At 34.9% G+C, this 24,575-nt stretch carries 15 protein-coding genes, 1 tRNA gene and 1 riboswitch; of the genes, 14 read left to right on the forward strand and 2 right to left on the reverse strand.

Features of this window, described 5'->3' with window-relative positions:
• The 4 genes from H3R28_RS03455 to H3R28_RS03470 all read left to right on the forward strand — a co-directional run.
• The coding region (locus H3R28_RS03455; RefSeq protein ID WP_198209556.1) for a hypothetical protein at positions 1–2,345 on the forward strand (2,345 nt) is incomplete at its 5' end.
• A 586-nt stretch (positions 2,346–2,931) separates the two neighbouring features.
• Positions 2,932–3,354 carry a hypothetical protein gene (locus H3R28_RS03460; protein ID WP_232351209.1) on the forward strand — a complete coding sequence of 141 codons (423 nt, stop codon included), beginning with the start codon at positions 2,932–2,934 and terminating at the stop codon, positions 3,352–3,354.
• A gap of 352 nt (positions 3,355–3,706) precedes the next feature.
• Positions 3,707–6,775: a hypothetical protein gene (locus H3R28_RS03465; protein WP_198209558.1), complete on the forward strand. Its 3,069-nt coding sequence runs from the start codon at positions 3,707–3,709 to the stop codon at positions 6,773–6,775.
• 396 nt (positions 6,776–7,171) lie between these two features.
• Positions 7,172–7,624: a hypothetical protein gene (locus tag H3R28_RS03470; RefSeq protein WP_198209560.1), complete on the forward strand. Its 453-nt coding sequence runs from the start codon at positions 7,172–7,174 to the stop codon at positions 7,622–7,624.
• A 1,306-nt stretch (positions 7,625–8,930) separates the two neighbouring features.
• Here H3R28_RS03470 and H3R28_RS03475 read toward each other — a convergent pair.
• Positions 8,931–9,005 (reverse strand) — tRNA-Thr (locus H3R28_RS03475).
• Between the two features lie 204 nt (positions 9,006–9,209).
• Here H3R28_RS03475 and H3R28_RS03480 point away from each other — a divergent pair.
• From H3R28_RS03480 to H3R28_RS03505, 6 genes are all read left to right on the forward strand, one after another.
• A complete protein-coding gene (locus H3R28_RS03480; RefSeq protein ID WP_198209562.1) occupies positions 9,210–10,868 on the forward strand; it encodes a ribulokinase in 1,659 nt (552 codons plus the stop codon).
• 120 nt (positions 10,869–10,988) lie between these two features.
• A riboswitch (FMN riboswitch) is annotated at positions 10,989–11,143 on the forward strand.
• Positions 11,144–11,226: 83 nt separating this feature from the next.
• Positions 11,227–12,351, forward strand: a complete 1,125-nt coding sequence (ribD, locus tag H3R28_RS03485) for a bifunctional diaminohydroxyphosphoribosylaminopyrimidine deaminase/5-amino-6-(5-phosphoribosylamino)uracil reductase RibD (protein ID WP_232351210.1) — start codon at positions 11,227–11,229, stop codon at positions 12,349–12,351.
• Positions 12,333–12,968 carry a riboflavin synthase gene (locus H3R28_RS03490; RefSeq protein ID WP_110438635.1) on the forward strand — a complete coding sequence of 212 codons (636 nt, stop codon included), beginning with the start codon at positions 12,333–12,335 and terminating at the stop codon, positions 12,966–12,968. The genes ribD and H3R28_RS03490 overlap by 19 nt, the downstream gene beginning before the upstream one ends.
• Positions 12,950–14,227 carry a 3,4-dihydroxy-2-butanone-4-phosphate synthase gene (gene ribB, locus H3R28_RS03495; RefSeq protein ID WP_198209564.1) on the forward strand — a complete coding sequence of 426 codons (1,278 nt, stop codon included), beginning with the start codon at positions 12,950–12,952 and terminating at the stop codon, positions 14,225–14,227. The genes H3R28_RS03490 and ribB overlap by 19 nt, the downstream gene beginning before the upstream one ends.
• Before the next feature lie 41 nt (positions 14,228–14,268).
• Positions 14,269–14,745, forward strand: a complete 477-nt coding sequence (gene ribH, locus H3R28_RS03500) for a 6,7-dimethyl-8-ribityllumazine synthase (protein WP_198209566.1) — start codon at positions 14,269–14,271, stop codon at positions 14,743–14,745.
• Between the two features lie 458 nt (positions 14,746–15,203).
• Entirely contained in the window at positions 15,204–17,816 is a 2,613-nt protein-coding gene (locus H3R28_RS03505; RefSeq protein WP_198209573.1) for an MMPL family transporter, read from the forward strand.
• A gap of 45 nt (positions 17,817–17,861) precedes the next feature.
• Here H3R28_RS03505 and rdgB read toward each other — a convergent pair whose 3' ends face one another.
• Positions 17,862–18,467 carry an RdgB/HAM1 family non-canonical purine NTP pyrophosphatase gene (rdgB, locus tag H3R28_RS03510; protein WP_198209575.1) on the reverse strand — a complete coding sequence of 202 codons (606 nt, stop codon included), beginning with the start codon at positions 18,465–18,467 and terminating at the stop codon, positions 17,862–17,864.
• Between the two features lie 197 nt (positions 18,468–18,664).
• On the opposite strand from rdgB, the gene H3R28_RS03515 reads away from it, so the two are divergent.
• From H3R28_RS03515 to H3R28_RS03530, 4 genes are all read left to right on the forward strand, one after another.
• On the forward strand, positions 18,665–19,567 hold the full coding sequence (locus tag H3R28_RS03515; RefSeq protein ID WP_110438640.1) for an aldo/keto reductase: 903 nt from the start codon (positions 18,665–18,667) through the stop codon (positions 19,565–19,567).
• A gap of 123 nt (positions 19,568–19,690) precedes the next feature.
• Positions 19,691–22,228, forward strand: a complete 2,538-nt coding sequence (locus tag H3R28_RS03520) for a penicillin-binding protein 1A (RefSeq protein ID WP_198209577.1) — start codon at positions 19,691–19,693, stop codon at positions 22,226–22,228.
• Between the two features lie 80 nt (positions 22,229–22,308).
• Positions 22,309–23,440, forward strand: a protein-coding gene (gene prfB, locus H3R28_RS03525; protein ID WP_110438641.1) for a peptide chain release factor 2 whose coding sequence is annotated in 2 segments (ribosomal slippage) — positions 22,309–22,377 and positions 22,379–23,440 — 1,131 coding nt in all. Because the reading frame shifts where the segments join, the coding sequence is not laid out codon by codon here.
• 93 nt (positions 23,441–23,533) lie between these two features.
• Entirely contained in the window at positions 23,534–24,247 is a 714-nt protein-coding gene (locus H3R28_RS03530; RefSeq protein ID WP_122123220.1) for an energy transducer TonB, read from the forward strand.
• Positions 24,248–24,575: the final 328 nt, after the last annotated feature.

The following is a 24,575-nucleotide window of genomic DNA, read 5'->3' on the forward strand; positions in this document are numbered from 1 at the left end:
AGGTGCGGCCTTTAAGACCCGATGAGGCGGCAACCATCAAAAATATTGGCGATGAACATGACGCGATCCTGCAGTTCAGCATTCCCAAGGGAGAAAAGGGGGACAGCTATACGAATGACGGATCAACTGAACTCAACGTCAAGTCAATTCAGTCAGATGGCGGAAAGGTCGGAACAGATGGCGCGGGTAAATTATCCGCTGAAATGTTGGATTATACCATAAAAGTCCCAACTCCATCCCATCAGGATGCCTCTTTGGGTAAAGTCGTCGATAAAGTTTTAAATAATGTATCCTTTTCAACATTTACAAATATTTATCAAGAAAAAAAAGAAAATAATGATTTAGACGTTAAATGTATTGCAATTGGATCTGATCGTGAAAAAGCAATTGATAATTGGACACCTCTTTTTGATAAAAATAGTAGAATTGATGGAAACGGGATTAAGTGTTTCGATAAAGAAACTGGTGAATGGGTTGTTCCTGAAGACGGGATTTTGGATATTAATTATGATATTTCTTTTGGTGATATGTCAGGAAAAAAATATATTCCTATAGTAGAAGCGGAAAATTTTTTTAACATTGATATGGCAATCAACAATGAGCTGAATAAAGTTAATGAAATTATAGAAGTGGTTGATCAGCAGAAAATCACTTCTTACATTAAACCTCTTAAAGAAAATTTAGACTTAGTTTATGAAGAAACAAAAGATAATCAAATAAAGGTGGATAATAAAACAGATTTAGAATTCTTTTTTCTCAAACGTGCACATCCAATTATAGATTCAGGCAATTGGAAGACTGTCAAAATCACGCAAGGTATCAATAAAGGTAAAATTGCCTGGTTTGATACAATTTCTAATAAGTATTTAAAAAAAGTTATTAATTCTAATGATTACGTTTTTACAGAAGAAATTGTGGAAGCTTATGCAGGGCCAGTAGTTTTGATTGATGTAGATGTGACAATATCATCTGGTACCGAAGTGTCAGGGATCAGTTTATTAACGAATGTAAATAATAAAAGAGAAGAACCATATGTTTTGGTCATTGAGGAAAATGCAAAAATTTCATATTCAAATATATTTTATAGAAATGTGATATCAAGGGGAAAATCATATCATAACACGTATTCAAGTAGTATGGTTGAATTGTATAATAATGCAATATCTTTAAAAGATACCTTGATAGTTGTGGGAGAAGTAAAAGCTAAATTTTGTTCAACAAGCAAAACGTGTACAAGCACAAAGGATTATGCCTCGGGAGATAATTCTTTTTGGTTTGGAACTGATGGGTATCCTATAGGATTAAAAGGTTACAATAACGCTGAATTTATTTGTCCAATTGTTCCATTATTGTCAGAAGATAGTCCAGTATCTCATCCATCTTATTGGTTATTTAAAGATAAAAGTAAATGTTTATATAATAATGCAATGGATACAGATGAAATAGTTTCATGGGTTAAGGAACATAGTAAACAAAGATTTATTTCTAATAAAACATTGATGTATTTAGGAGACTCAACCAACAACAATTTAGTAATAGATGTTGAGGAAGTAAAAGATAGCTCTGAAAATATTGTTCTTGATAAAGAAGGATATCTTGTCTTGGTTAATGTTTATCGTGTGGATAATGGTGATGAGATATACAGAGGAAATGAACCCTTAAATTTAGTCAATTGGAATAAGATAAGATTAAAAAACGGAGCGGTTTTAGATGATATAATTATTTTTAGAACTTATCAATATGAAGAAGATAATAGCACGGGATTGTATCTGGAAAAAAATTGCGGAATAAAAAATTCTGAAATATATGGATACAGTCTATATAATGATACAATGAGTCGATCAAGTAATAATTATTATATCTCTTCAGGAGATGTTTATTATAATATATATTCAATTTCTGAAAATGATTGTTTTTATGATATAAATGAAACCAAATTTCCAATTTCGTTATTTGATCGTGATATAATCTATTATGACAGCAACGTGAAAAAAATAACGCAAGGTAAAAGTGATAATAGTAAAATTTTTTATATTACAATAGGTGGCACTAAAAAATCAGTAGCGAGTTTAGACTTAAGAGGTGGAAAATTAATAAATCCTTCCATTTCATTTTTTTATCAAGGTTCGATAAATGTTCTTGATGAATTATCATATAATTTTAAAGAGATAGCTATTGAACCACAACCCGTTATTGCGACTAATAATATTAAAGGTCAATTGAAAAGAATTGTAAAAAAGGGGGACAGAATAAAATTGTTGGGTTATTGGTTTTCACAAATTCAGGAATTTTCATCGTTTCCTTTAGGATTAAATAAAGTTAGAACTACATTAAATTTAATATAAAATTATAAATCTTTTATATTATTATGTATTGGATGATAAAAACAATTAGTAACAATTTAAAAACAAAAAGATTAGTAAAACATTATATGCCAATCAGAATAACTTGCACATTATTCTCGATAGAATTCCGTGTTATTTGCCAGATAAGATATTTATAATGTTAAATTGTTTTTTATCAATTCTAATTCGAAATTTCTGATTGCTGATAATCTTTTTTAAATTAATAGCTAGATCCTTCGTTATTTGTTGGACCTTTATGTCAGCAAGAAATGTTAGAAGCAAGTTGAAAACTTAATTTTATTCAATAATCACCTGAAAAGGTGATTATCAAAATTTTCAAGGTTTGAGCAAATGGTTGCAACCGATTTTTTATCACAAGCATTACAATATTTCATGAATATTTTACCGGGCAATGTAACTTTCAACTTGATAGTCTTACTTACGTTTAGTGTAACGTTATGCAAATTGATTACTAGATTTTGGAAAGAGCCAGATAACAAGAATAGATTACATAAATTATGGTCATTTATCAATTTTCTGGCATCTTTTAAGTTTTCTAAAAAAAACATGCGAATATCAGGAAAAAATGATGAAAAGAAAATTATATAGATCTCTTTATCATCATGAACATTGGTTTGCAGAATGGTGGAGTGCGATCTTACTTTTAAGTGCTGGTATTTATGTGATTATAATACCGGAAAGTGAAATTCTTCATCCATTTTTTATCCAGGGTTATTTAAAAATTATATCCAACCAAGTTTGGTATAGTTTATTTATTTTTATAGGATTTGTCCAATTTGCAGCTTTATCATATGAAAGCCAGTTGGGACGGGCCACTTCAGCTTTTTTTGCATCAATCTTGTTTATTTGGGAAACATTAAACAATTTTGTTTATGGATCACAATCGTATTTTTGTTTATTTGCTTGGGGAATATTTGCTTTGATTAACCTTTACGCTCTGGCACGTATATTGTCAGGAGTAGAGCAGGTTTATGAATACAATTTATGAATTAATTAAATGGTGGTGGCAAAATAATGTTGAAGGGATTAGATTACATGATCCATGGGTTATTCCTGTAATAGCTATATCTATTTCATTAAGTATGATTATACGGATGATATGTGTTATTATAAGAATTTTGTGTAAAAAATAAAAAATATTAATTTAATAAAATTATTTCTTAAATAAAATTAATATTGAATGTATTATTCTTAAATTATAATATATTAAATGTGTAGAGATTTTACAGTAAATATTTGAAATTATTTAATTTCTAGCATTTATTTTATGTAAAATTTTAAACATTAAAAAATAATAATATCACAAAAATTATTTATTAATATATTACAAAGTCAAAAAAATGAATTTAAAATTTCTTTTAATGCTGGGGGTTGTATCTTCCCCTATTATAAATTTTTCTCATATTACATATGCAGAAGATTATGTGGCCAAATCTCAAATAAATGTAGCCAATGGAGTGGCTGGTTTAAACAAGAATGGAGAAATAACGGCCAATGTAAATAATGATAGAATAAATAATAATTCAATAAATAGTAATTTTATTCAGTTAAATAAAAAAAATGATCGTTTACGTTTTATTACCAACAGTCCTGATACTAATAATAATGAGATTGATATGTTTTATAATGCGGATGGTGATAATAAGGATGATTTTGGTAATCCATTAGACGGGAATACATTTTATTTCACGAATAATAAATATGGCAATAATTACCGGTTTAACGGAACAGTCAAGGCTTCATCGTTCAACAGTGGACATTTTGAACTCCCAAGACATGGTGATCGTTTGCGTTTTATTACCAACAGTCCTGATACTAATAATAATGAGATTGATATGTTTTATAATTGGGATGGTAATAATAAGGATGATTTTGGTAATCCATTAGAAGGGAATACATTTTATTTCACGAATAATAAATATGGTAATAATTACCGATTCAATGGAACGGTTAAAGCTGGTGGTATTGAGATTAATGGACATGTATTAAATAAACCAATTCCAGGGGGGATTGAACCAGTTGATCCGTATAATGATGATAGGAATAATGCCAATTTAATATTTTTGAGTCAACAAGGGTATGATTGGGGAAATATTAAACCCAATACGTTAATGGTTGGAGGGCGTAGTCGCAATTCTGTAGTTGGAATAAAAGCTACCTGCCAAAATACCGGACAAGGAGATCAAGGTGGGTCTTGCTATCAATTTACAAATATGAGCGGTCCACAAGCATACCATCGTAGTGGTTCTGGAGTGACTGATGGCATTAATATGGATATGCGAACAATGGATAATTCTCCTATGGATTCAATAGGCGGGAATACATTGGTTAAAAATAGCGATGGTTCATATATTGTTAAAGGTAATGAATATTCGGTAATATCGAATGTTCCTGCTGGCGCAACAAAATTTGTTATCAAAGGAACCTTTGGATGTGGGTTGGGTGAAAGCAGATCACGTTGTGAATTGAGGGGTATCAATTTTGTAAATAATGCAGGGAAAATATCAAATTCTGTAAAAGTTACCCCCGGTTTTTATAACCCTTCAAACAATACGACAGAAGTGAATATTAATGATGGTTATGCTTTGAAGGATATTTTAACTCCAGATAAAAAATTAGAAATTATATATTATGCTTCTGATGGTACAGCATATGCTATTGATTTTTCTGAAGATGATAATGGTTCTCAATATGCGGCAATTTATCCATCTTTATCAGAAAAAGAAAGAAATCTTACGCACGCGCGTATGGCTGTATGGACTAATATCGCCAATGGGATGGCCAGTGTTGAAAATGGAACCAATGAAGACAGTGGTAATACAGACATGCCCGGTTATTATTATGGATATGCTGATGGGTTTAACGATACTGTTTTAAATCAAGCCAATATTGACGCTATTAAAGCAGATAAAACAAAAACAGATGAAGAAAAAGATCTTGCCATAAGACAAAATAAAGTAACCAAGATATTTATGAGATCTTTTAGTTATCCAGGTTTAGCTGGTGACTTAGTAAAATGGAAGAATAACAAGCATCCGCTTAATGATGATCCCAATATAAAATCTCCAGGCTTAAATGCTTACGATCAGTTGGATTATAAACTTTCCTACGCTTGTTTAACAAAAAACCAGTTAAATGATAATGAGGAACTACAAAAGAGATTGCATATTGGTAATCGACCAAATTGTTTTGATAAAGTTAATATTCCTTCAGTTGTAAGACCGGAACAAATAAATAATATAAATTATATTTATAATAGTAATTATCATCGCTATCAAAAACCCGCCCTGTTTTTAGGAATGGTTCAAAAGAATTTTAATCTTTACACTCAACAATCATTCAATAAAAGTCCTGATTCAATTACCCGTGAATTTGATAATGAATGGGATTTTCCTATGAATCAAGATCATGATGGACAAGCATCTGTGCGTGGACTTACCATGGTCTTTTCCGGAGGTGGACACCCATTGGCTCAAGGAAGCTATATGTTGCGTATGGCTGGATTCAATCATATGTCATTGGGGTTGAAAATTGATGGTATTTGGCCATATGGTGGTAAGTCTTTTGAAACTGATGCAGGTTTCTTTTTGTATAAATGGACTATGTTAGGAGCATCTCCCTATCTGCAAAATATTAATGATGTTATGAGCATATCAGGTTTGGGACAAATAAAAACCAATCAGGCTTCATATCAACTTATGACATTTATGTCTAATGATGGTAATGTAGATAACAAGCAGAATAATTCATTGCATTTGGGTTTAACAAAGCAAAATTCTACTGATCCCCTTCAGAACCTAGCCTGGAATCAATCACCAACTTGTAACGAGAATAAAGAATGTGCTGTTTTAGGTCAGATATTTTTTGATCCGTTGGGTTATATAGGTGGTATTGGATTAGGTTCTGGTCATGGAGATAAAGCTAAATTAGGATTGGTTGTAGACAAGGATGCTAATGTGTTTATAAATAAAAATTTATCGGTAACTGGTCAATCTAATAACAATAGTATTAATACTAATTTTCTTCAGCTTAATAATAAAAACAATATTTTACGTTTCGTAACTAATAGCCCTGATACGAATAATAACATGATTGATATGTTTTATAACCGTGATGTTGGTAATAGAGATGACTTGGGCAATCTATTAGATGCCAATACATTTTATTTCACGAATAATAGATATGGTAATAATTATAGATTTAATGGCACTGTTAAGGCAAATAGTATGGAAAGTGATCAGTTTACTGCAAACGGTTCCATTTCATCACCAAGGTTTATTGGTGTATTGTCCACGCCATCTTCATCATCAGCTCCATGTGTATCAGGAGAGTTTGCAGATGATGCAAATTATCACTATGTATGCGTTGCGCCAAATAAATGGAAACGTGTTGCATTATCTAATTTTTAAATAATTATATTAAACAGTTGAATAATAAATATTTATAAAAGTCTATCTTAATGATAGGCTTTTATAATTAAAAATACATGATATTAAATAATTATATAAAAATCAATCTTTATAATAATAAAGAAGTTATATTAAAAATAAATCGTGATTAATTCTCTTGATATTAATTTTATACTATAATTATCAATTTTATAATTTTCATTAATAAAATACTTAATCTAAAATTTCTTAAAATTACGGATCTATAGAAAGTAAAATTTTGTATTGATAATTTAAAAAAACCTATTTGGAAATATTTAAAAAGTAAAAAATATGAATTTTAAAACGATATTCACATTGGGGATATTATCATATCCATTGATAAATTTATGTAACCTTAGTTATGCGGAAGATTATGTGACTAGGTCACAAATAAATGCAGCTAATGGAGTGGCGGGATTAAACAGTAATAAAGAAGTAACAGCTAATAATAATAGCCAAACGATATATACACCATTTATGTTATTGCCAAATACGGGTTCCATTCGTTTTCTAACAGGTGATAGTAATCCAGATAATACAGATATTAATTTTTATTACAACAGATATGCGAATATTGACCCATGGGGTAACCATCTAGAGAAAAATACATTTTATTTTACAGATCATCATGGTGGTAATAATTATAAATTTGTGGGCAATGTTATTACAACTGGTAATATTACCGCAAATAACTTGCATGTTATGCTTTCAACACCATCTTCATCATCCGCGCCTTGTAAAGCGGGAGATATAAAAGATGATTCAAACTATCATTATGTTTGTGTAGAATCGAATAAATGGAAACGTGTCGCTTTGTCAGATTTTTAGACAATCAATTAATTATGATTTTATTTTATAAAATCATACATTAAATTTTTATAATAATTTTATCCCACCTTAATGGTGGGCTTTTTTTATTTTTAAAGGTAAATTTTTATATTAAAAACAACGGGAGGTATTTGTTTAAATCACCTTAAATATTGTGTTGTTATGTCAATTTTAAATTATTTTGGTCTTTGAAAATAACGCGCTGATAATCATAGGTTACTGGTAATTGTTTTTGAAGGGTATTCAGGTAATTTTACTTATTTAAAACAAATGGGTAATGGACCAGCATTAAGTATTTGTCAGATGGAACCAGCAACTTATTATGACATTTGCAATATTTTTTTAAACAATGCTAAACGCCAATCTTTAATATATTTATTAATATACATTGCAGAAAATTTTAATTTAGATAGTCAGGGATTACCGAAACCTGATATATTAATAGGTAATCATTTTTTGTTGTGGCAATATGTCGTATTTTTATATTTGAATTAGGGAATTACTGTAGCAATGGCTCAGTATCATAAAAAATACTATAGTATCAATTTAGGTAAAGTAATTTGAAGAATTATGACCATTTTCAATAAGCCATAAACTGTTAAAATAGATCAAAAATAATTTATGAATATAAAACATAAAATATGTAATATTCATTAAATAATATAAAAGAAATTATTAGATTAATAATTTAAAAATAATTATTTTATGTATGATTTTTATAGATTTTTTTATATAAAATGTATATAATCAATAAGGTAAGGTAAAAAAAGAATTACCTCCTTTATTATTGACACAACATCTAACTAAAAATTTCAAAAGGTTTTAAATAATTTTTATTTAGAAATAAAGGCCTTTTTTACCTTACCTAAATCAATCTAGCAAAATTAATTGTGAATATCAATACTAATAGTCAATAATTTATATATCGTTATATTTATTACTTAATAATAATTAATTTTTATGACAATAATAAAGAATAAATATATATTTATTTGAATAAATAATAATTCTAATTCATGTTAAATGAAATTATAATTTTTTAATAGAATATTGTTTTGAACAATGGATAAAATGTTCACAAAACATGTAAATATAACTGTAAATTATGATTAATCAATTATACAATGCTTATTTATTATTATTAAATTTGGTAGCGAATAAAAGATATAGAAAATTATTGGCTGTTTATATTGATCAATAATTTTTTACACGTTGAAATAATAACTTATTTCTATAATAAATTATTAGGTGAATTATAATTGATCACACTATATTAAATTTCCACATATCGATTTTGTTATGTTTGTGGTGCCGGATGAGGGATTTGAACCCCCGACCTTCGGTTTACAAAACCGCTGCACTACCACTGTGCTAATCCGGCAATATATAATCAATACGTGCAGTTCTATGCCTGATTTTAGATTTAATTTCAAGAAAAAAATACAAAAAAGTTAATATTTTTAATTTTTATAATAAAAAATCAATTTTTTTTGATTGCTTGAAATTAAATTGATAATCATGAAGTGAAGGGGGATTATATGAAAACAGTTTTGTTTTCGAATTATTTTCCATGGATATACAATATATGCCTCATAAAATTGCAATAGGTCTTGATTTTGGTAGCGATTCCGTTCGCGCTCTGGCTGTAGATTGTCAAAATGGTGAAGAGCTTGCAGCAAGTATCACATATTATCCACGCTGGAAAAAGGGGTTGTTCTGTAATCCTATTTTAAATCAATTTCGGCAACATCCTCTGGATTTTATGGAATCATTAACAGAGGTTGTTTGCTCAGTCGTAAAACAATTGGGTGGTGTTGCTAAAAATATTGTTGCTATTGGAGTTGATGCGACAGGATCCAGTCCTGCACCATTAGATAGGCATGGTCAAATTCTTGCGTTACGGCCTGATTTTTCAGAAAATCCAAATGCAATGTTTATTTTATGGAAAGATCATACCGCTATTGAAGAGGCGGAGGAAATTAATCGATTATGTCAAAAACCAGCATATTCTGTTTTTTTAAAAGGATGTGGAGGGGTTTATTCATCAGAATGGTTTTGGTCAAAAATTTTGCATAGTTTCAGAAATGACGAGGCTGTTAAAAAAGCCACAGTATCTTGGGTTGAATGTTCAGATTGGATTCCCGCGTTGCTGACAGGCACAACCTTACCCCATATAATTAAAAGAAACAGATGTGCGGCTGGTCATAAATGCCTTTGGAATGAACAATGGGGCGGTTTACCTTCCTATGAGTTTTTTAAAGACCTAGACCCTGTACTGGTTGAAGAATTACCCTATCCGTTATTTAAAGAGACTTATACTGCTGATATGGCTGTTGGCAAGTTAACAAAGGAGTGGACGGAAAAACTTGGTTTAAACGAAAATGTGACGGTTTCAGGCGGGGCAATTGATTCCCATGTCGGTGCAATAGGTGCGGGTGTTAAACCCTATAGTCTGGTAAAGGTCATCGGAACTTCAACTTGTGATATGTTAACGGCTGAAAGTGAGCAGGTAAAAGGTAGGTTTATCAAGGGGATATGCGGACAGGTTAATGGTAGTATTGTCCCGGGATATATCGGTTTCGAGGCGGGACAATCCGCTTTTGGTGATATTTTTGCGTGGTTTCAACGTTTTTTAGGCTGGCCCTTGCAATTCTATGCACGTAATAATTTTATACATTTGCAAGAATTTTATGAAATTGAGCATGATTTACTAAATAATCTAGCTGAAGAATGGTATAAAAATAAGAATCTAGAATATTTACCGATTGCAGTTGACTGGTTTAATGGGCGTCGCACACCTTATGCCAATCAGCGTTTAAAAGGAACAATTACAGGATTAACATTGGCCACTGATGCAGTTGCGGTTTTTGGAAGTTTGATAGTTTCCACTGCTTGTGGTGCAAAGGCTATTATGGAATGTTTTGTAGAACAGGATATACCTATTAACACAATTATTGCAATTGGCGGAATTGCTAAAAAATCATCAGTCATAATGCAGACATGTGCCGATATTATGAAACGTGAAATAAAAGTGTCAGACTCTGAACAGTGTTGTGCTTTGGGGGGCGCCATTTTAGGGGCCGTAGCTGCAAAGGTGTATTCTTCAGTTTTGGAAGCTCAGCACCATATGTCCAGTCCTATATCCAAGATCTATAAACCTGATTTGCATTTATCTGAACAATACGAACGGATATACGGTCAGTATCAACAATGGGCTAGGGTTTCGGAAAGACAATATGTTTAAAATTAAGTATCAAAAAATATTTATCATTGAGGAAATGGGTGTTTATTCTGAAAAAACTTGATTACAAGAATGAAAATGCTTATCTTAATGATGTCCAGTAAATGGATGATAATTAAATAACGACGTTCTTGGGGCGAGGTGAAATTCCTCACCGACGGTAAGAGAATATCATGTTCTTAAGCCCGTGAGCGCCTGTATTGTAATAATGCAGGGTCAAGCAGATTTTGGTGCGATTCCAAAGCCGACGGTTACAGTCCGGATGAGAAAGAACGATATAATTTACCTTTTACGTTTCGTTAATAACGTGAAGAAGGTATGTTATGGAGTGCCCGCGTGCGTCTAGAGATAGGAACTAGAAATGCAAGCACGCTTAGGTTCGGTTTCACAGGCTGAACAATTAAAAATGAATGAGGGAATTGATTTACCCGAAGCAATCTCTAATGCTTTTTCATATGCTATACGCGAAGCTTTACTTTATGTTGGGCAGACAGCGCCTAATCCTCCTGTTGGATGTGTAATTTTAGATCAACAGGGTAAAATCCTTGCTACTGCAGCCCATCATGAGGCAGGTAAGCTACATGCCGAGGCGTTGGCATTGCGGCAATGTCGTGTTGCAGGTGTTTGGGATAAAATTCATGATGTTATAGTAACGTTAGAACCCTGCAACCATATAGGGCGTACGCCACCTTGTTCTGAATCATTATTGCGAACTCCGGCCCGTCGTATATGGGTGGGAGTTGCTGATCCCAATCCTAATGTTTGTGGTGCTGGTAATGAACGGTTAAGACAAGGCGGCAAAGAAGTTTTTTTGTTAAGAGATCTTTGCGGTAAAAAATCTCTTTACTGGCAAAAAAAATGTGAGGATCTTATTGCTCCGTTTATTCAATCTGTGACAAGAGGGAAAGCCTGGATAACGGTTAAACAAGCTCTTGATGTTGCAGGCTCCATGATCCCACCAATAGGGAAAAAGACATTCACCTCTTTTACATCCCTATGTCAGGCTCATCAATTGCGGCGTGGAACTGAGGCGATTATAACAGGTGTGAATACAATTAAAGAGGATAATCCCTCTTTCACCGTGCGCTATGTCCCTGATCACCCGGATCGAAAACGCTTGTTGATTATTTGCACTAAACAGCAAAAGCCTCTAGAGGAAATTGTCCCTGTAAATTATATCAAAAATGCTGAAAAAAATAATTTTTCTCTTGTTACATGTTCAAAAATTGATGATTTACCATATTTATTACATAATCATAATATATTATGGGGAATGGTTGAAGGAGGGCCACAGTTATTGCAAGTCATTCGTCAAAAGAAACTTTGGGATGAATGGCTTATATTTCGAAAGCAAAATAAAGGGGATGATCAGTTAAAGTTAATTTCTAACCATCTTGCTTCACCTACGCGATTACTTTTATCCCATTTCAATTTTGTTGACTTTTCGAAAAGAAAGGAGGGCGCATTATGTTCTCTGGTATCATAGAGTTTCTTGGTGTTGTTTCAGCTGTTAAATATGAAAAGCAGGATTTAAAAATTCAAGCTATGGAAATTAAGATTAAAACTGGTATACCAGATTTGATTCTTGGTGAAAGTGTTGCCGTAAATGGTGTATGCTTGACGGTGACAAAACTAGGTACGAATGATGAAGCTTCCTTTTTTATCAGTTCAGAAACTTTAGATCGTACGAATCTATATGTTTTAATTGAAAATATGAAAGTAAATCTGGAACGGGCCGTAACACCTTCCACCCGGCTTTCTGGTCACATTGTTCAGGGGCATGTAGATGCAACTGGCCGTATTTTCAAAATTGAACAGAAAGGTGAGGCACATCAATTATTTGTCGCTTTACCTTCTTCATTACGTAAGTATGTTGTGGAAAAAGGTTCAATAGCCATAGATGGTGTCAGTTTAACTATTAACGGGATAAAAGAAACAGCCGAAGAAAATCACGGAATAAATGAGTTCCTGATTGATTTGATGATTATTCCGCATACTTGGAACCATACACGGCTCGGTTTGTTAAAGGTTGATGACATTGTCAATATCGAGGTTGATATCATTTCAAAATACGTGGAAAATCTATGTCAAGTTCAAAAGTGAATCAAACTTTAAGTGCGGAATTGAAACGTGCTGTTTCTGCCTTGCAAAATGGGCAGATGGTTTTGTTGGTTGATGATGAGGGACGTGAAAACGAAGGTGACCTAGTTGCTGCCGGGCAATTTGTAACGTCTGAGATCATTAATTTTATGATTACGAATGCCAAAGGTTTGCTTTGTATGCCTTTACAACGTGAACTGGCGCAGAAACTTCGTTTACCATTAATGGTTCAACATAATACCTCACCACATGAGACAGCTTTTACAGTCTCTATAGAAGCAAAAGAGGGCATTACAACAGGTATTTCTGCTTCGGATCGTGCAAAAACCTTTGAAGTGGTTGCAAGGGATGACGTCACTGCGCAGGATCTTATTTGTCCCGGTCATGTTTTCCCCTTAATTGCCGATCCTAATGGTGTTTTATCCAGAAATGGACATACGGAAGGTTCAATTGATCTATTAAAAATCGCTGGATTGAAGCCTATTGCCGCGATTTGTGAGATTGTCAAAGATGATGGATCAATGGCAAGAATGCCGGAGCTTCGTCAGTTTGCTGAAAAATATGGTATTCCAATCGTTACAATTGCTGAAATTATACGTTGGCGTGAACTGTATGACGCGAAAAAATTGGATTCCGTATCTTCATTGGTGAAAGCGGGAACAAGAGCCCATTTACCCAATTGTTATGGTGGAGAGGATTTTAAGGTTCAGGCATTCATAGACTTGAAGGGTAATGAACATCTGGCCGTTATGAAAGGAGACTTTCCATTTCATCAAACCAATGAACAAATTCCCTTGGTTCGTCTGCATTCAGAGTGTTTGACAGGGGATGTGTTTGGTTCTTTGCGATGTGATTGTGGTCCCCAATTACATCAGGCCTTGAAAATGATTGGTGAATCTGAATGTGGTGTTCTGTTATATTTATGCGGTCATGAAGGCCGTGGAATAGGGCTTTTTAATAAGATTGAGGCTTACGCATTACAGGAAAAAGGGTTTGATACGGTCGAAGCGAATCATCAATTGGGTTTTTTGACTGATATGCGTGACTGGAAAGTTGCTGGTGCCATTTTAAGAAAACTTGGTATCAAATCTTTAAATTTAATGACGAATAACAAGAACAAGGTTGAAATGATGAAAAAACAGGGTTTTGAAATTCGTCATCGTGTTTCATTGGAAATTGATGCTAACCCTTTTAACAGTCAATATTTAAAAACAAAACGAGATCGTATGGGGCATCTTTTAACCCATTTATCTGAAATATAAATTTCAGTTAGAGTTTATAACTAGTGAATAAAGGTTTTTACATGATAAAACAAGTTCCTCAATCAATACAGAAATTTTCATTTTCCAAGCCACCACGGATCGCAATAGTTGTTAGCCGGTTTAATCAAACAGTAACGAATGGATTGTGTCAAGGAGCACAGGAATGGTTGTCTGAACATCAAATTCCTTTTTATCAAGAAGATTTATATTATGCACCTGGAGCTTTTGAATTGCCTTTAATCGCACAAAAACTGGCCAAGTCAGGTAAATATGATGGTGTTGTATGTTTGGGGTGTGTCATTAAGGGAGATACAGCGCATTTTGAATTTATCAGTCTGGGTGCAACTATCGGATTGATGCAGGCCAGTTTGCATACAGAAGTTCCTATCAGTTTTGGTGTTTTAACCACTTATACTTCGGAACAGGCACAAATCCGTTCTGAAGAAAATAAGGAGAATAAGGGTCGCGAGGCTGTGGCAGCCTGTATTGAAAGTTTGGCTTTATTACAAAAAATTTAAATTTCTCAAGCATTTAATTTTTCTTGGTAATTCGCTTGATCAATTATCGAGAAAGAAAAAGCTGCATTATTTTTTATATTTTAATTGAGAATAATTATTAATTGCATAATATTGATTGTATCTTGAATGAATTTTTATTATTTTTGGGATTTAAATATATAAAAAAAAGGAGTAGTTATGTTTTTCAGTTTTAAAAAAATTAAACTGCCAGAAGAATTCGTCATATGGAAAAGTTAATAATCCAAAATTCAGAATATTGAAATCGAACCATAATGAAAATTTCTGAATTGTTATTCCTTTTTTATAAGTTGTTACAAAATTGATTTATATAATGGATGTTGAATGCTTTTAGATGAAAGCTATTTTCTTCTATTGTATCAATTAAAAGATATAACATATTTATAAATCTATAGAGTTTTGAATTCTTCTGTATTGTACGAAAAGGATGTGTTGCCGGAATGGTTTCTGCATTGATTAGACGGATTGTTGAATTTTGCTCACGTCATGCATGGCTTGTTTTTATAGTTTATCTGTTGCTGGCAATTGTATCTATTTTTGTAACAAGTAAGAAACTGGATATAACTACTGATACTACCAAGATGTTTTCCACGAAAATGCCTTGGAAGCAGCGATCGGACTGGATGGGAAAGAATTTCCCAAATCGAGAGGGAATTTTAGTTGCGATTATTGAGGCCAAAATTCCGGAAGAAAGGGAATTAAGTGCAGAAATTCTTGTTAATCAGTTAAATCAGGATAAAAAACATTTTTATTTTGCTAGTTCACCAGAAAATAATCCTTTTCTTGTTAAAAACGGATTGATGTTCCTTGATCCTCCAGTGTTGGATCAAACATTGAATACAATAATTCGTGCACAACCTTTTTTGAGTAGTCTTGCCGCGGATACTTCTGCACGAGGATTATTTGATACGTTGGGTATGGTTGTAGAAGGTATTAAGGAAAATCAGGTTGATCTGGAACAGTATAAAAATGAATTAAATGGATTTGCTAAAACATTAGAGAAAGCATCACAAAGAGATTTTGAACCTTTTTCATGGGAGAAAAGTCTTTCTGGAGAACTTTCAAGTTTGGCTGGTCGATATCAAATCGTAGTGGCAAAACCAAAAATGGATTTAACCTCCTTGCAACCTTCATGGGAGGCTGTTGCGTCATTAAAAAAAGCAATTTCTTCCATATCATATGTTCAAAGAGGAGATGTGAAGATTCATATTACAGGAGATGCAAAAATCAATGATGAGGAATTTTCCACGGTCATGGATGGCATGGTTCTCGGTCTTTTTGCCTCTTTTGTATTGGTTGCGGGCTGGTTATTCCTTGCGGTAAAAACCTGGCGTATTATTTTACCCATACTATATGTGTTATTGATCGGTTTGATTCTTACAACAGGTTTTGCTTCAATTGCGGTGGGCACGTTAAACCTTATATCCGTTTCTTTCGCAATTTTGTTTGTCAGTATTGCTGTTGATTTCGCAATCCAGTTTTCTGTTCGTTTCAGGGGGCAAGATATTCAAGCGGATGACAATACCAATAAAAGGCAATCAACTTTATTGGCATTGTCTAAAACAGGATATGATACAGGTCATCAGATATTTACAGCTTCTGTTGCAGCAGCAGCAGGTTTTCTGGCGTTTACTCCGACAAATTTTGTTGGGGTTAAGCAGCTTGGCTTAATTGCTGGCACGGGTATGATTATTGCCTTGATCTGCACGTTAACACTTTTGCCAGCCATGTTAACAATTTTACAGCCAAAAATAGTTCAAGCTATGGCTGGTTTTCCCAGATTGAAAAGTTTGGATAATAAATTTCGACATTATCGTTGGTATATCCTTGCTGTTTATGCAGTGATTGCTGTTATCGGCATTTTCTTTCTGGTTGATCAAAAGGTCAGCTTTGATGCAGACCCATTTCATACCAAGGATACCCATTCTGAAGGGATGAAGGCTTTACAGCTATTGATGAATGATCCGAATACTAATCCTTATACAGCAGATGTAATGGCTAAATCTCCTGAAGAGGCAAAAAAACTCGTAGATCAGATTGGTCAGCTTTCTTCAGTGCAAAATGTTATTTGGCTTGGATCTTTTGTTCCGGAGGATCAAAAAATTAAAATTCCAATGATCAGGGATGCAGCGTCGGTCTTGTTAAACACTTTGTCAAACACATCAATCAAATCCAGACCATCAGCATTGGAATTACGTCAGTCTATGCAGAAAATGTTGGATAAACTCAATTCGGTGCAAAATATACTGACGTCTGATAGTCCATTGGAAAGAATACGTCTTGCATTGCAAAAAATTGTCAATATGTCTGATAATGACCTCATGAAAATCAATGATGATCTGGTTCGTTTTCTTGGTTTTCAATTGCACCATCTGGAAATTATGTTAACGCCATCAGCCGTTTCTTTAACTGATGTTCCCAAAGAGTTGGCAAATGAATATCGAACAAAAGATGGATTATACAGGATAGAGATTTATCCAAAAGGCACAAATCTTGATAATGAGCAAATTGCAACGTTTGTTAAACAAATTCGTTCCGTTGCTCCTGAAGCGGCCGGAACTTCCGTTGATATCATAGAAAGTGCAAATACAGTGGTTCATGCTTTTATTATCGCGGCGGTTATGGCGATAATAACTTTGGCCATCATTATATTTATCGCATTACGTCGAATATTGGATATGTGTCTTGTATTAATGCCTTTGATATTGTCAGGACTTATGACAATTATTGTGATTGTCTTAATCGATCAGCCTTTGAATTTTGCCAATATCATTACATTACCGCTTTTACTTGGAGTTGGTGTATCCTTTAATATCTATTTTGTAATGAATTGGCGTGAAGGACTATCGAATCCCTTATCATCGCCAACTGCTAGAGCGGTTCTATTTTCAGCTTTAACAACTGGAACGGCTTTTGGATCTTTGGCAGCCTCAGCCCATCCTGGAACAGCGAGTATGGGGTTATTACTATTGATATCCCTAGGATGTACATTGGTGGCGACATTAATATTTGTTCCTGCGTTATTACCCAAACGGGATATCGATAGGGAATAAATCTATTGGAATGTTTCATTCCAATAGATTATATAGAGGTAAGGGTTAGAAACAAGCCTGAATGAATTTTTGAAAAGCTAGAGCACGGTGACTAATTGAATTTTTTTTCGAATCAGTCATTTCTGCAAAAGTTAACGGGTTATTTAATGGTTGAAAAACGGGATCATATCCATGACCGTATTGTCCACGTGGAGGCCAAATAAAATTACCGTCAACTTTTCCTTCAAATTCATATGTTTTACCGTTTGGATATGCAAGGGATAACACACAGATAAAATAAGCCGATTTATCAGGAATGGACTGTAATTTATCATGCATTTTTTGCATGGCCATAGAATAATTCTTACGGGGTCCCGCCCAACGAGCAGAATATAAACCAGGATCCCCATTCAATCCATTAAGGCAAAAACCGGAATCATCTGCCAATGCAATCATGTTTGAGGCATAACTGGCTTGTAAAGCTTTCAAACGGGCATTTTCATGAAAAGTTGTCCCTGTTTCTTCAGGTTCTGTCAGATTAAGTTCACCTGCCGAATGAATTCTTAATGAAAAATTGGAAAGTAATTGATGAATTTCCTTTACCTTGCCTGGATTATGGGTGGCGAGAACAAGTTCTGTATCAGGAATAATTTTAGGTGGAAGCGAAAACATTTAAATTCTTTCATCATTCAAAAATTAAATATGTTTAAATGAGAATTATCTCTGATTAAATTATAATGCCATAATAATTTGTTTAAAATTAGAATAAATATAAGGTTATGATTTAATGTACAATAAAATAATATCTCAAGATTTATTGCGACAATTATTTTTAATAATTAATGAATGATCTATGATAGGAAAAAAGAATGCAGTCAATTGATGCGGCTTTAGCGGGTAATTTTCAATTTGATCACCAAATCAAGATCAATCGAATGGGATTTGGTGCGATGCGTATTGTTGGTAAAGGTGTATGGGGGGAACCTGAAAATCGTAAGGAAGTTATTGCAACTTTATATCGTACGCTAGAATTGGGGATTAATTTTATCGACACGGCAGATAGCTATGGTCCTTTTATCAGCGAAGAATTAATTTGCGAAGCACTTTATCCTTATCCGAAAAATTTATTGATTGGCACAAAAGGGGGGCACACCCGGCATGGGCCGGATATTTGGCGACCCATTGGCAGTCCAGATTATTTACGTCAATGTGTTTTAATGAGTATGCGTCGTCTAAAACTGGATCAAATCCGTTTATGGCAATTGCATCGTGTGGGGGAAGATACTTTTCCGGAATTACAGTTTGAAGCTATCGCCAAAATGCAGCAGGAGGGATTAATCGGTCATATTGGGTTATCTGCCGTATCTGTAGGGATGATTAAACGTGCGTCAAAATTTTTCAAGGTTGCTTCCGTTCAGAACAAATATAATCTGGTTAATCGGGAATCAGAAGCCGTTGTTGATTTTTGTGATGAAAATAATATCGCTTTCATACCTTATGCACCTTTGGAACAGGGGGTGAAATTCACTGGTCCTGTTCTTGAAGAAATTATGAACAAAAAACACGCCTCAGCCCGTCAGATAGCGTTGGCCTGGCTATTAAAACGTTCAAAAATCATTGTTCCCATTCCCGGAACGGGTTCCGTTCAACATTTAGAGGAAAATACAGCAGCGGTGAATGTTAATTTGACGGATGATGAATGGACAAAACTTGATTTGGAGGGGAAAAAGATTTGGGATAAACAAAAAAAATCTGCAAAATTATATTTGTAAACCGAATAAAAGATCGACATATTCTTGGAATAACAACATAGTTGTTTTTTACTCATATTAAAAATGTTATATAAGAATAACTCCTAATAATCGAGTTTTCACAATTGATGTAGAGTTTTTTTTATGTCTTCGAAAAATTCTGATCCGTCTAATACTGGTAATAAATATAGTAATTCAATTATAAAACGCCCCAGATACCGTATATGGCGGATGTTGGTTGGAATACTTGCAGGCTTGTTCCTTTTTATTCTTGCGGGAGGTGGATTATTTGCCTGGATAAAATATGAGGGAGCCGTACAGGATTTGCCTACTGTTGAGGGGTTGAAAAATTATGCCCCGCCTGTTATGAGCCGGATATATGCCAATAATGATCGTGTCATGGCAGAATTGGCATCAGAGCGGAGATTATTTGTTCCCATTACCCTTATTCCGGATCGGGTCAAGAACGCTTTTATCTCGACAGAGGACAAGAATTTCTATTCTCATGGCGGGATAGACCCCTTGGCAATTGTACGTGCGGTTGTACAAGATATGTTTCGTAAAACGTCAGGTAAGCGTCTGGTGGGGGCCTCAACGATTACGCAACAGGTTGCGCGTAATATGTTGCTTAACAATAAGCGGAATTTGAATCGCAAGATTAAGGAAGCTATCTTGGCAATTCGAATTGAACAATCCCTGACCAAAGATCAAATTCTGGAAATTTATTTAAATGAAATTTATCTTGGTGATGGTGCCTACGGGGTTGCTGCGGCCGCACAAACTTATTTTCATAAAAATCTTGATCAGCTGACCGTGGCAGAAGCGGCCTATCTCGGTGGATTGCCGAAGTCTCCTTATAATTATGATCTTTATCATCATCCAAAAGCAGGGCTGGAACGTCGTAATTTCGTTTTGAGCCGTATGCTAGAAACTGGTGCAATCAGCAAAGAAGTCCTGAAACAGGCAATGGATGAACCTCTGCAAGTGACACAATCTGTTATAAGACGTGGACCTTTGGCAGGAACACAATGGTTTTCCGAGGCTGTAAGGCGTGATCTGATAGATCGCTATGGAATGGATAAAACAATGCAGGGTGGTTTGGAAGTTCATACGAGTTTGGATCTAAAAAATCAAAATCTAGCAACAAGGTTAATGCAGCAGGCATTAATGAAATATGATCGGCAACATGGTTGGCGAGGTGCAATAAATCATTTAAATATTGAAGATGGAAAAGAATGGAGTGATTTGCTAGCCAGACAAAAAAATCCTGCCGGTATATTGGATGCATGGCGTGTTGCCATTGTTTTGAATAGTAGTACGGGAAAAGTTGGATGGTTGGAGAATAAGAATGAGAAATTGGCTTTATTGGAAAATAAGGATGTAAGTTGGACAAAGCGTTCTCCCCATCCATTAAAAATGGGCGATGTTGTTTTAATTGAGCCTTTGGCTGATAATGGTAAAGTCGCCTTGCGTCAGGTTCCTCTGATAGAAGGTGCGTTAATTTCTGTTGATGTTCAGACAGGCCGCGTTTTATCCATGTTTGGTGGATGGTCATTTGCTGAGTCACAGTTTAATCGAGCAACACAAGCTCAACGACAACCAGGCTCTTCTTTCAAACCCATAGCTTATCTGGCGGGGATGGAACAAAATATTCCGCCATCTCAGATTTTTATGGATTCCCCTTTTTCAGCAGGTAGCTGGCATCCAAACAATTATGAAAAAACATTCTGGGGACCAACAGCGTTACATAATGGCTTACGTTATTCAAGGAATTTGGTCACCATTCGTTTGGCCGCTCAAGTCGGGATGAATGCTATTTCAAATTTGGCAATTGCATTAGGTGAAGTAGATTCAATGCCTAAGGTTTTACCTGCCGTTTTGGGTGCTGTGGAGACAACGGTTTTCCGTCATGCTGGTGCCTATGCAAGTATTGCGGCAGAGGGGTTGTTAACAAAACCAACCTTAATTGACTATATTCAGGATCGGAATGGAAAGGTAATCTGGCATTCAGATGTCTTGAAGTTGGAACATTCGGAAGATCCAGATAGGCTTCCCCTTATTATTGATCATCGTAAACGTGTTGCATCAGCTCAAAGTTCCTATCAAATTATAACCATGATGGAAGACGTGATGAAACGTGGAACCGGTATGTCGGCAGCGCGTGGCATAGATCGTCCACTTGCCGGCAAGACAGGAACCAGTCAGGATTTTAATGATGCGTGGTTTGCAGGATTTTCACCGGATGTCGTGACAGTAGTATGGTTTGGGTTTGATCAGCCAAAAACATTGGGAAAAGGTATGTCTGGCGCTGTTGTTGCCGCGCCAGTTTGGAATGAATTCATGAAAAACATCCTGGCTAATCGTCCCAAACTTGATTTTGCAAAACCAGAAGGTGTTTTTCTAGCAAGTTATGATACGAGTAAAGGAAGTGTAACCGATGCTTTCAAGGAAGGACAAACCCCGGGAATTAGCATCAATTTGAATAAGGGGGCAGCAACGGGTGAGTTGACAGCCCAGGATACAGGAGCTGAAAATATACCTGATTCTGAAGAGTCCATGGATAGTAATGAGGGGATTGTATCTCCATCTAATGAAGGAAGTGAAAAAAAGATTGGTGAAAAAACAGGTCAATCTTCATCTTCAGGTGAAGGGGAAGATATAGGTATGGGTGGATTATATTAAGGTTGACCTTGTATTTTTATTAAAATCTTGTTAATTGGATTAATAATTAATTGCATTTAAGGTAAATAAAGGAAACGAGTATGTCTGCGGAGAGTGATACACTCCAACAAACAATAGAGCAGTCTTTAGAACTGCTGAGGAGGCATCTTTGACTGGGATACAGCTAAAGATCGTCTAGCCGAGTTAAATAACCGCATTGAAGATCCCAATCTATGGGATGATGCGGAAAATGCGCAAAAGATTATGCAGGAAAGAACAGGGCTTGCCAATCAAATTGAGCGGGTTGAACGGTTGGAGCAGGATTGCAAGGAAAATCTTGACCTAATTGCGTTGGCTGAACAGGACAATGACATGGAAATTGTTCAGGATGCCTTGCAACAATTGCAATCAATGGAAAAAGAAGTTAAACGTCTTGAATTGGAAAGTTTACTTTCTGGTGAAGCCGATCGGAATGACTGTTATCTGGAAGTGAATTCCGGGGCAGGAGGCACGGAAGCGCAGGATTGGGCTGAGATGATGTTAAGAATGTATACACGTTGGGCCGAACAACATGGTTATAAGGTAACCATGTTGGAAAGTACTGAAGGGGAACAGGCGGGTATAAAATCGGCAACATTGCAAATAAGCGGGATAAATGCCTATGGGTGGCTGAAAACTGAAGCGGGAGTTCATCGCTTGGTTCGTATTTCGCCTTTTGATTCAGCTAAAAGACGTCATACATCTTTTGCCTCTGTTTGGGTTTATCCAGTTATAGATGATTCAATTGATATTGAAGTAAATGAATCAGATTTGAAAATCGATACGTATCGTGCATCGGGTGCTGGTGGACAGCATATCAATAAAACGGAATCAGCCATAAGAATTACCCATGTTCCAACAGGAATTATTGTCGCTTGTCAAACGGATCGATCACAACATCGTAATCGGGCAACAGCAATGGAAATGTTGAAGGCCCGTCTATATGAATTGGAATTAAAAAAACGCGAGGAAGAGGCGGCACAGACAGAAGCCAATAAAACTGATATAGGTTGGGGTCATCAAATCCGTTCTTATGTTTTGGCACCCTATCAATTGGTGAAAGATTTGCGAACGGATGTGGAAAAAACCAATCCAGATGCTGTTCTGGACGGTGATCTGGATGATTTCATGGCAGCGGCACTGGCTTTAAGGGTGGGGGCAACACGTTCAGAAGCAAGTGCGAAAGCAACATGATAAAAAGGCTTTGTTAAAAACTTTGACTAATAATGATTTATCAGTGGATAAGTATTGAAGATGAGTAATTTCACAGGAAATGGAAAGTGATTCATGGTTAATCTTAATCAACGTCATCCTATTGAATCTATTGGTATTTTAATTCTTGTTATTTTGTTTCATATTTTTGGAATTCTTGGATTATTGTTTCTGATGCATTCCAATAAAAAAGAAGATATGCCTGCTCCATTAGAAATAAGGGTTGTAGATGTATCTTCCGCCGCATCCTCAGCTTCCGCACAGGTTTCACAACCACCTGCACCGGAAATGATTGTTCCACCTCCACCAGAGATTGAGCCCCCCCCAATCAATACAGAAGCCCCTGTACAACCTAAACCGCCGAAAATTGTAAAAAAACAAGTCAAAAAAAGGGAACCGGCTGCCCAACCTGCAAAAAGCTCGGCATCCGATAGTCAAAATCAAGGGAATATGAATGGTACATCTGGTGAGGGGATGTCGAATACTCCAAATGATGGTCCTCCTGACAGAAGTGCTGGCAGCCGTGCACTTAATGGTGTTAAAATGAATTATCCTCCTGATATGGAAGCGGCGGGTAAGGAAGGTCGGGTTATACTATCCTGTGATATTGAAGCGGATGGTCATACCAATAATTGTAATGTAATTGAAGCCAAGGGAGGAAATTCGTTTAAAGAAGAGGCTCTACGTTATGTGGCTTCTGCCCGTTATCGTCCAGCCACACGCAACGGTATGCCAGTAAAAGAGAAAAACCATCGTCTTACAATCAGTTTTAAATTAGGTGCTGGATAAATGGTTCATTTATTTTGGATTGGATATGTCAAGCAATCACCTTAAATGCAAATAAAGATAAAATTTCTTTAAATTTAGTTACGATAATGTCGAAAAATATGAATAAGTTTACCAAACAATATATTGGGCAGACCAACATTGATAATCTGTGCTTTCATGATATAAATTTTTATGACAAAAATTTTAGGGATGGTTTAGTTGACGCTTTAAATATTTGTAAAAATATATTTAAGGAACATGATCGTCACGTTATTGGGTTATCAAAAATCAATCCCAGAGCGTCACCAATTCGATAACAGATATGGTATATAGGTTTGAAATGAACCTA

This window comes from Commensalibacter sp. M0268, assembly GCF_016101925.1.
In the GTDB taxonomy this organism is placed as follows: domain Bacteria; phylum Pseudomonadota; class Alphaproteobacteria; order Acetobacterales; family Acetobacteraceae; genus Commensalibacter; species Commensalibacter melissae.

Bases quoted from the DNA above. Each gene is read 5' to 3' on its own strand.
- H3R28_RS03460 (WP_232351209.1), top strand. From the start codon at position 2,932: ATGATGAAAAGAAAATTATATAGATCTCTTTATCATCATGAACATTGG.
- ribB (WP_198209564.1), top strand. From the start codon at position 12,950: ATGTCAAGTTCAAAAGTGAATCAAACTTTAAGTGCGGAATTGAAACGT.
- H3R28_RS03530 (WP_122123220.1), top strand. From the start codon at position 23,534: ATGGTTAATCTTAATCAACGTCATCCTATTGAATCTATTGGTATTTTA.
- rdgB (WP_198209575.1), bottom strand. From the start codon at position 18,467: ATGTTTTCGCTTCCACCTAAAATTATTCCTGATACAGAACTTGTTCTC.
- H3R28_RS03515 (WP_110438640.1), top strand. From the start codon at position 18,665: ATGCAGTCAATTGATGCGGCTTTAGCGGGTAATTTTCAATTTGATCAC.
- H3R28_RS03480 (WP_198209562.1), top strand. From the start codon at position 9,210: ATGCCTCATAAAATTGCAATAGGTCTTGATTTTGGTAGCGATTCCGTT.
- H3R28_RS03520 (WP_198209577.1), top strand. From the start codon at position 19,691: ATGTCTTCGAAAAATTCTGATCCGTCTAATACTGGTAATAAATATAGT.
- H3R28_RS03490 (WP_110438635.1), top strand. From the start codon at position 12,333: ATGTTCTCTGGTATCATAGAGTTTCTTGGTGTTGTTTCAGCTGTTAAA.
- ribH (WP_198209566.1), top strand. From the start codon at position 14,269: ATGATAAAACAAGTTCCTCAATCAATACAGAAATTTTCATTTTCCAAG.
- H3R28_RS03505 (WP_198209573.1), top strand. From the start codon at position 15,204: ATGGTTTCTGCATTGATTAGACGGATTGTTGAATTTTGCTCACGTCAT.
- H3R28_RS03465 (WP_198209558.1), top strand. From the start codon at position 3,707: ATGAATTTAAAATTTCTTTTAATGCTGGGGGTTGTATCTTCCCCTATT.
- ribD (WP_232351210.1), top strand. From the start codon at position 11,227: ATGCAAGCACGCTTAGGTTCGGTTTCACAGGCTGAACAATTAAAAATG.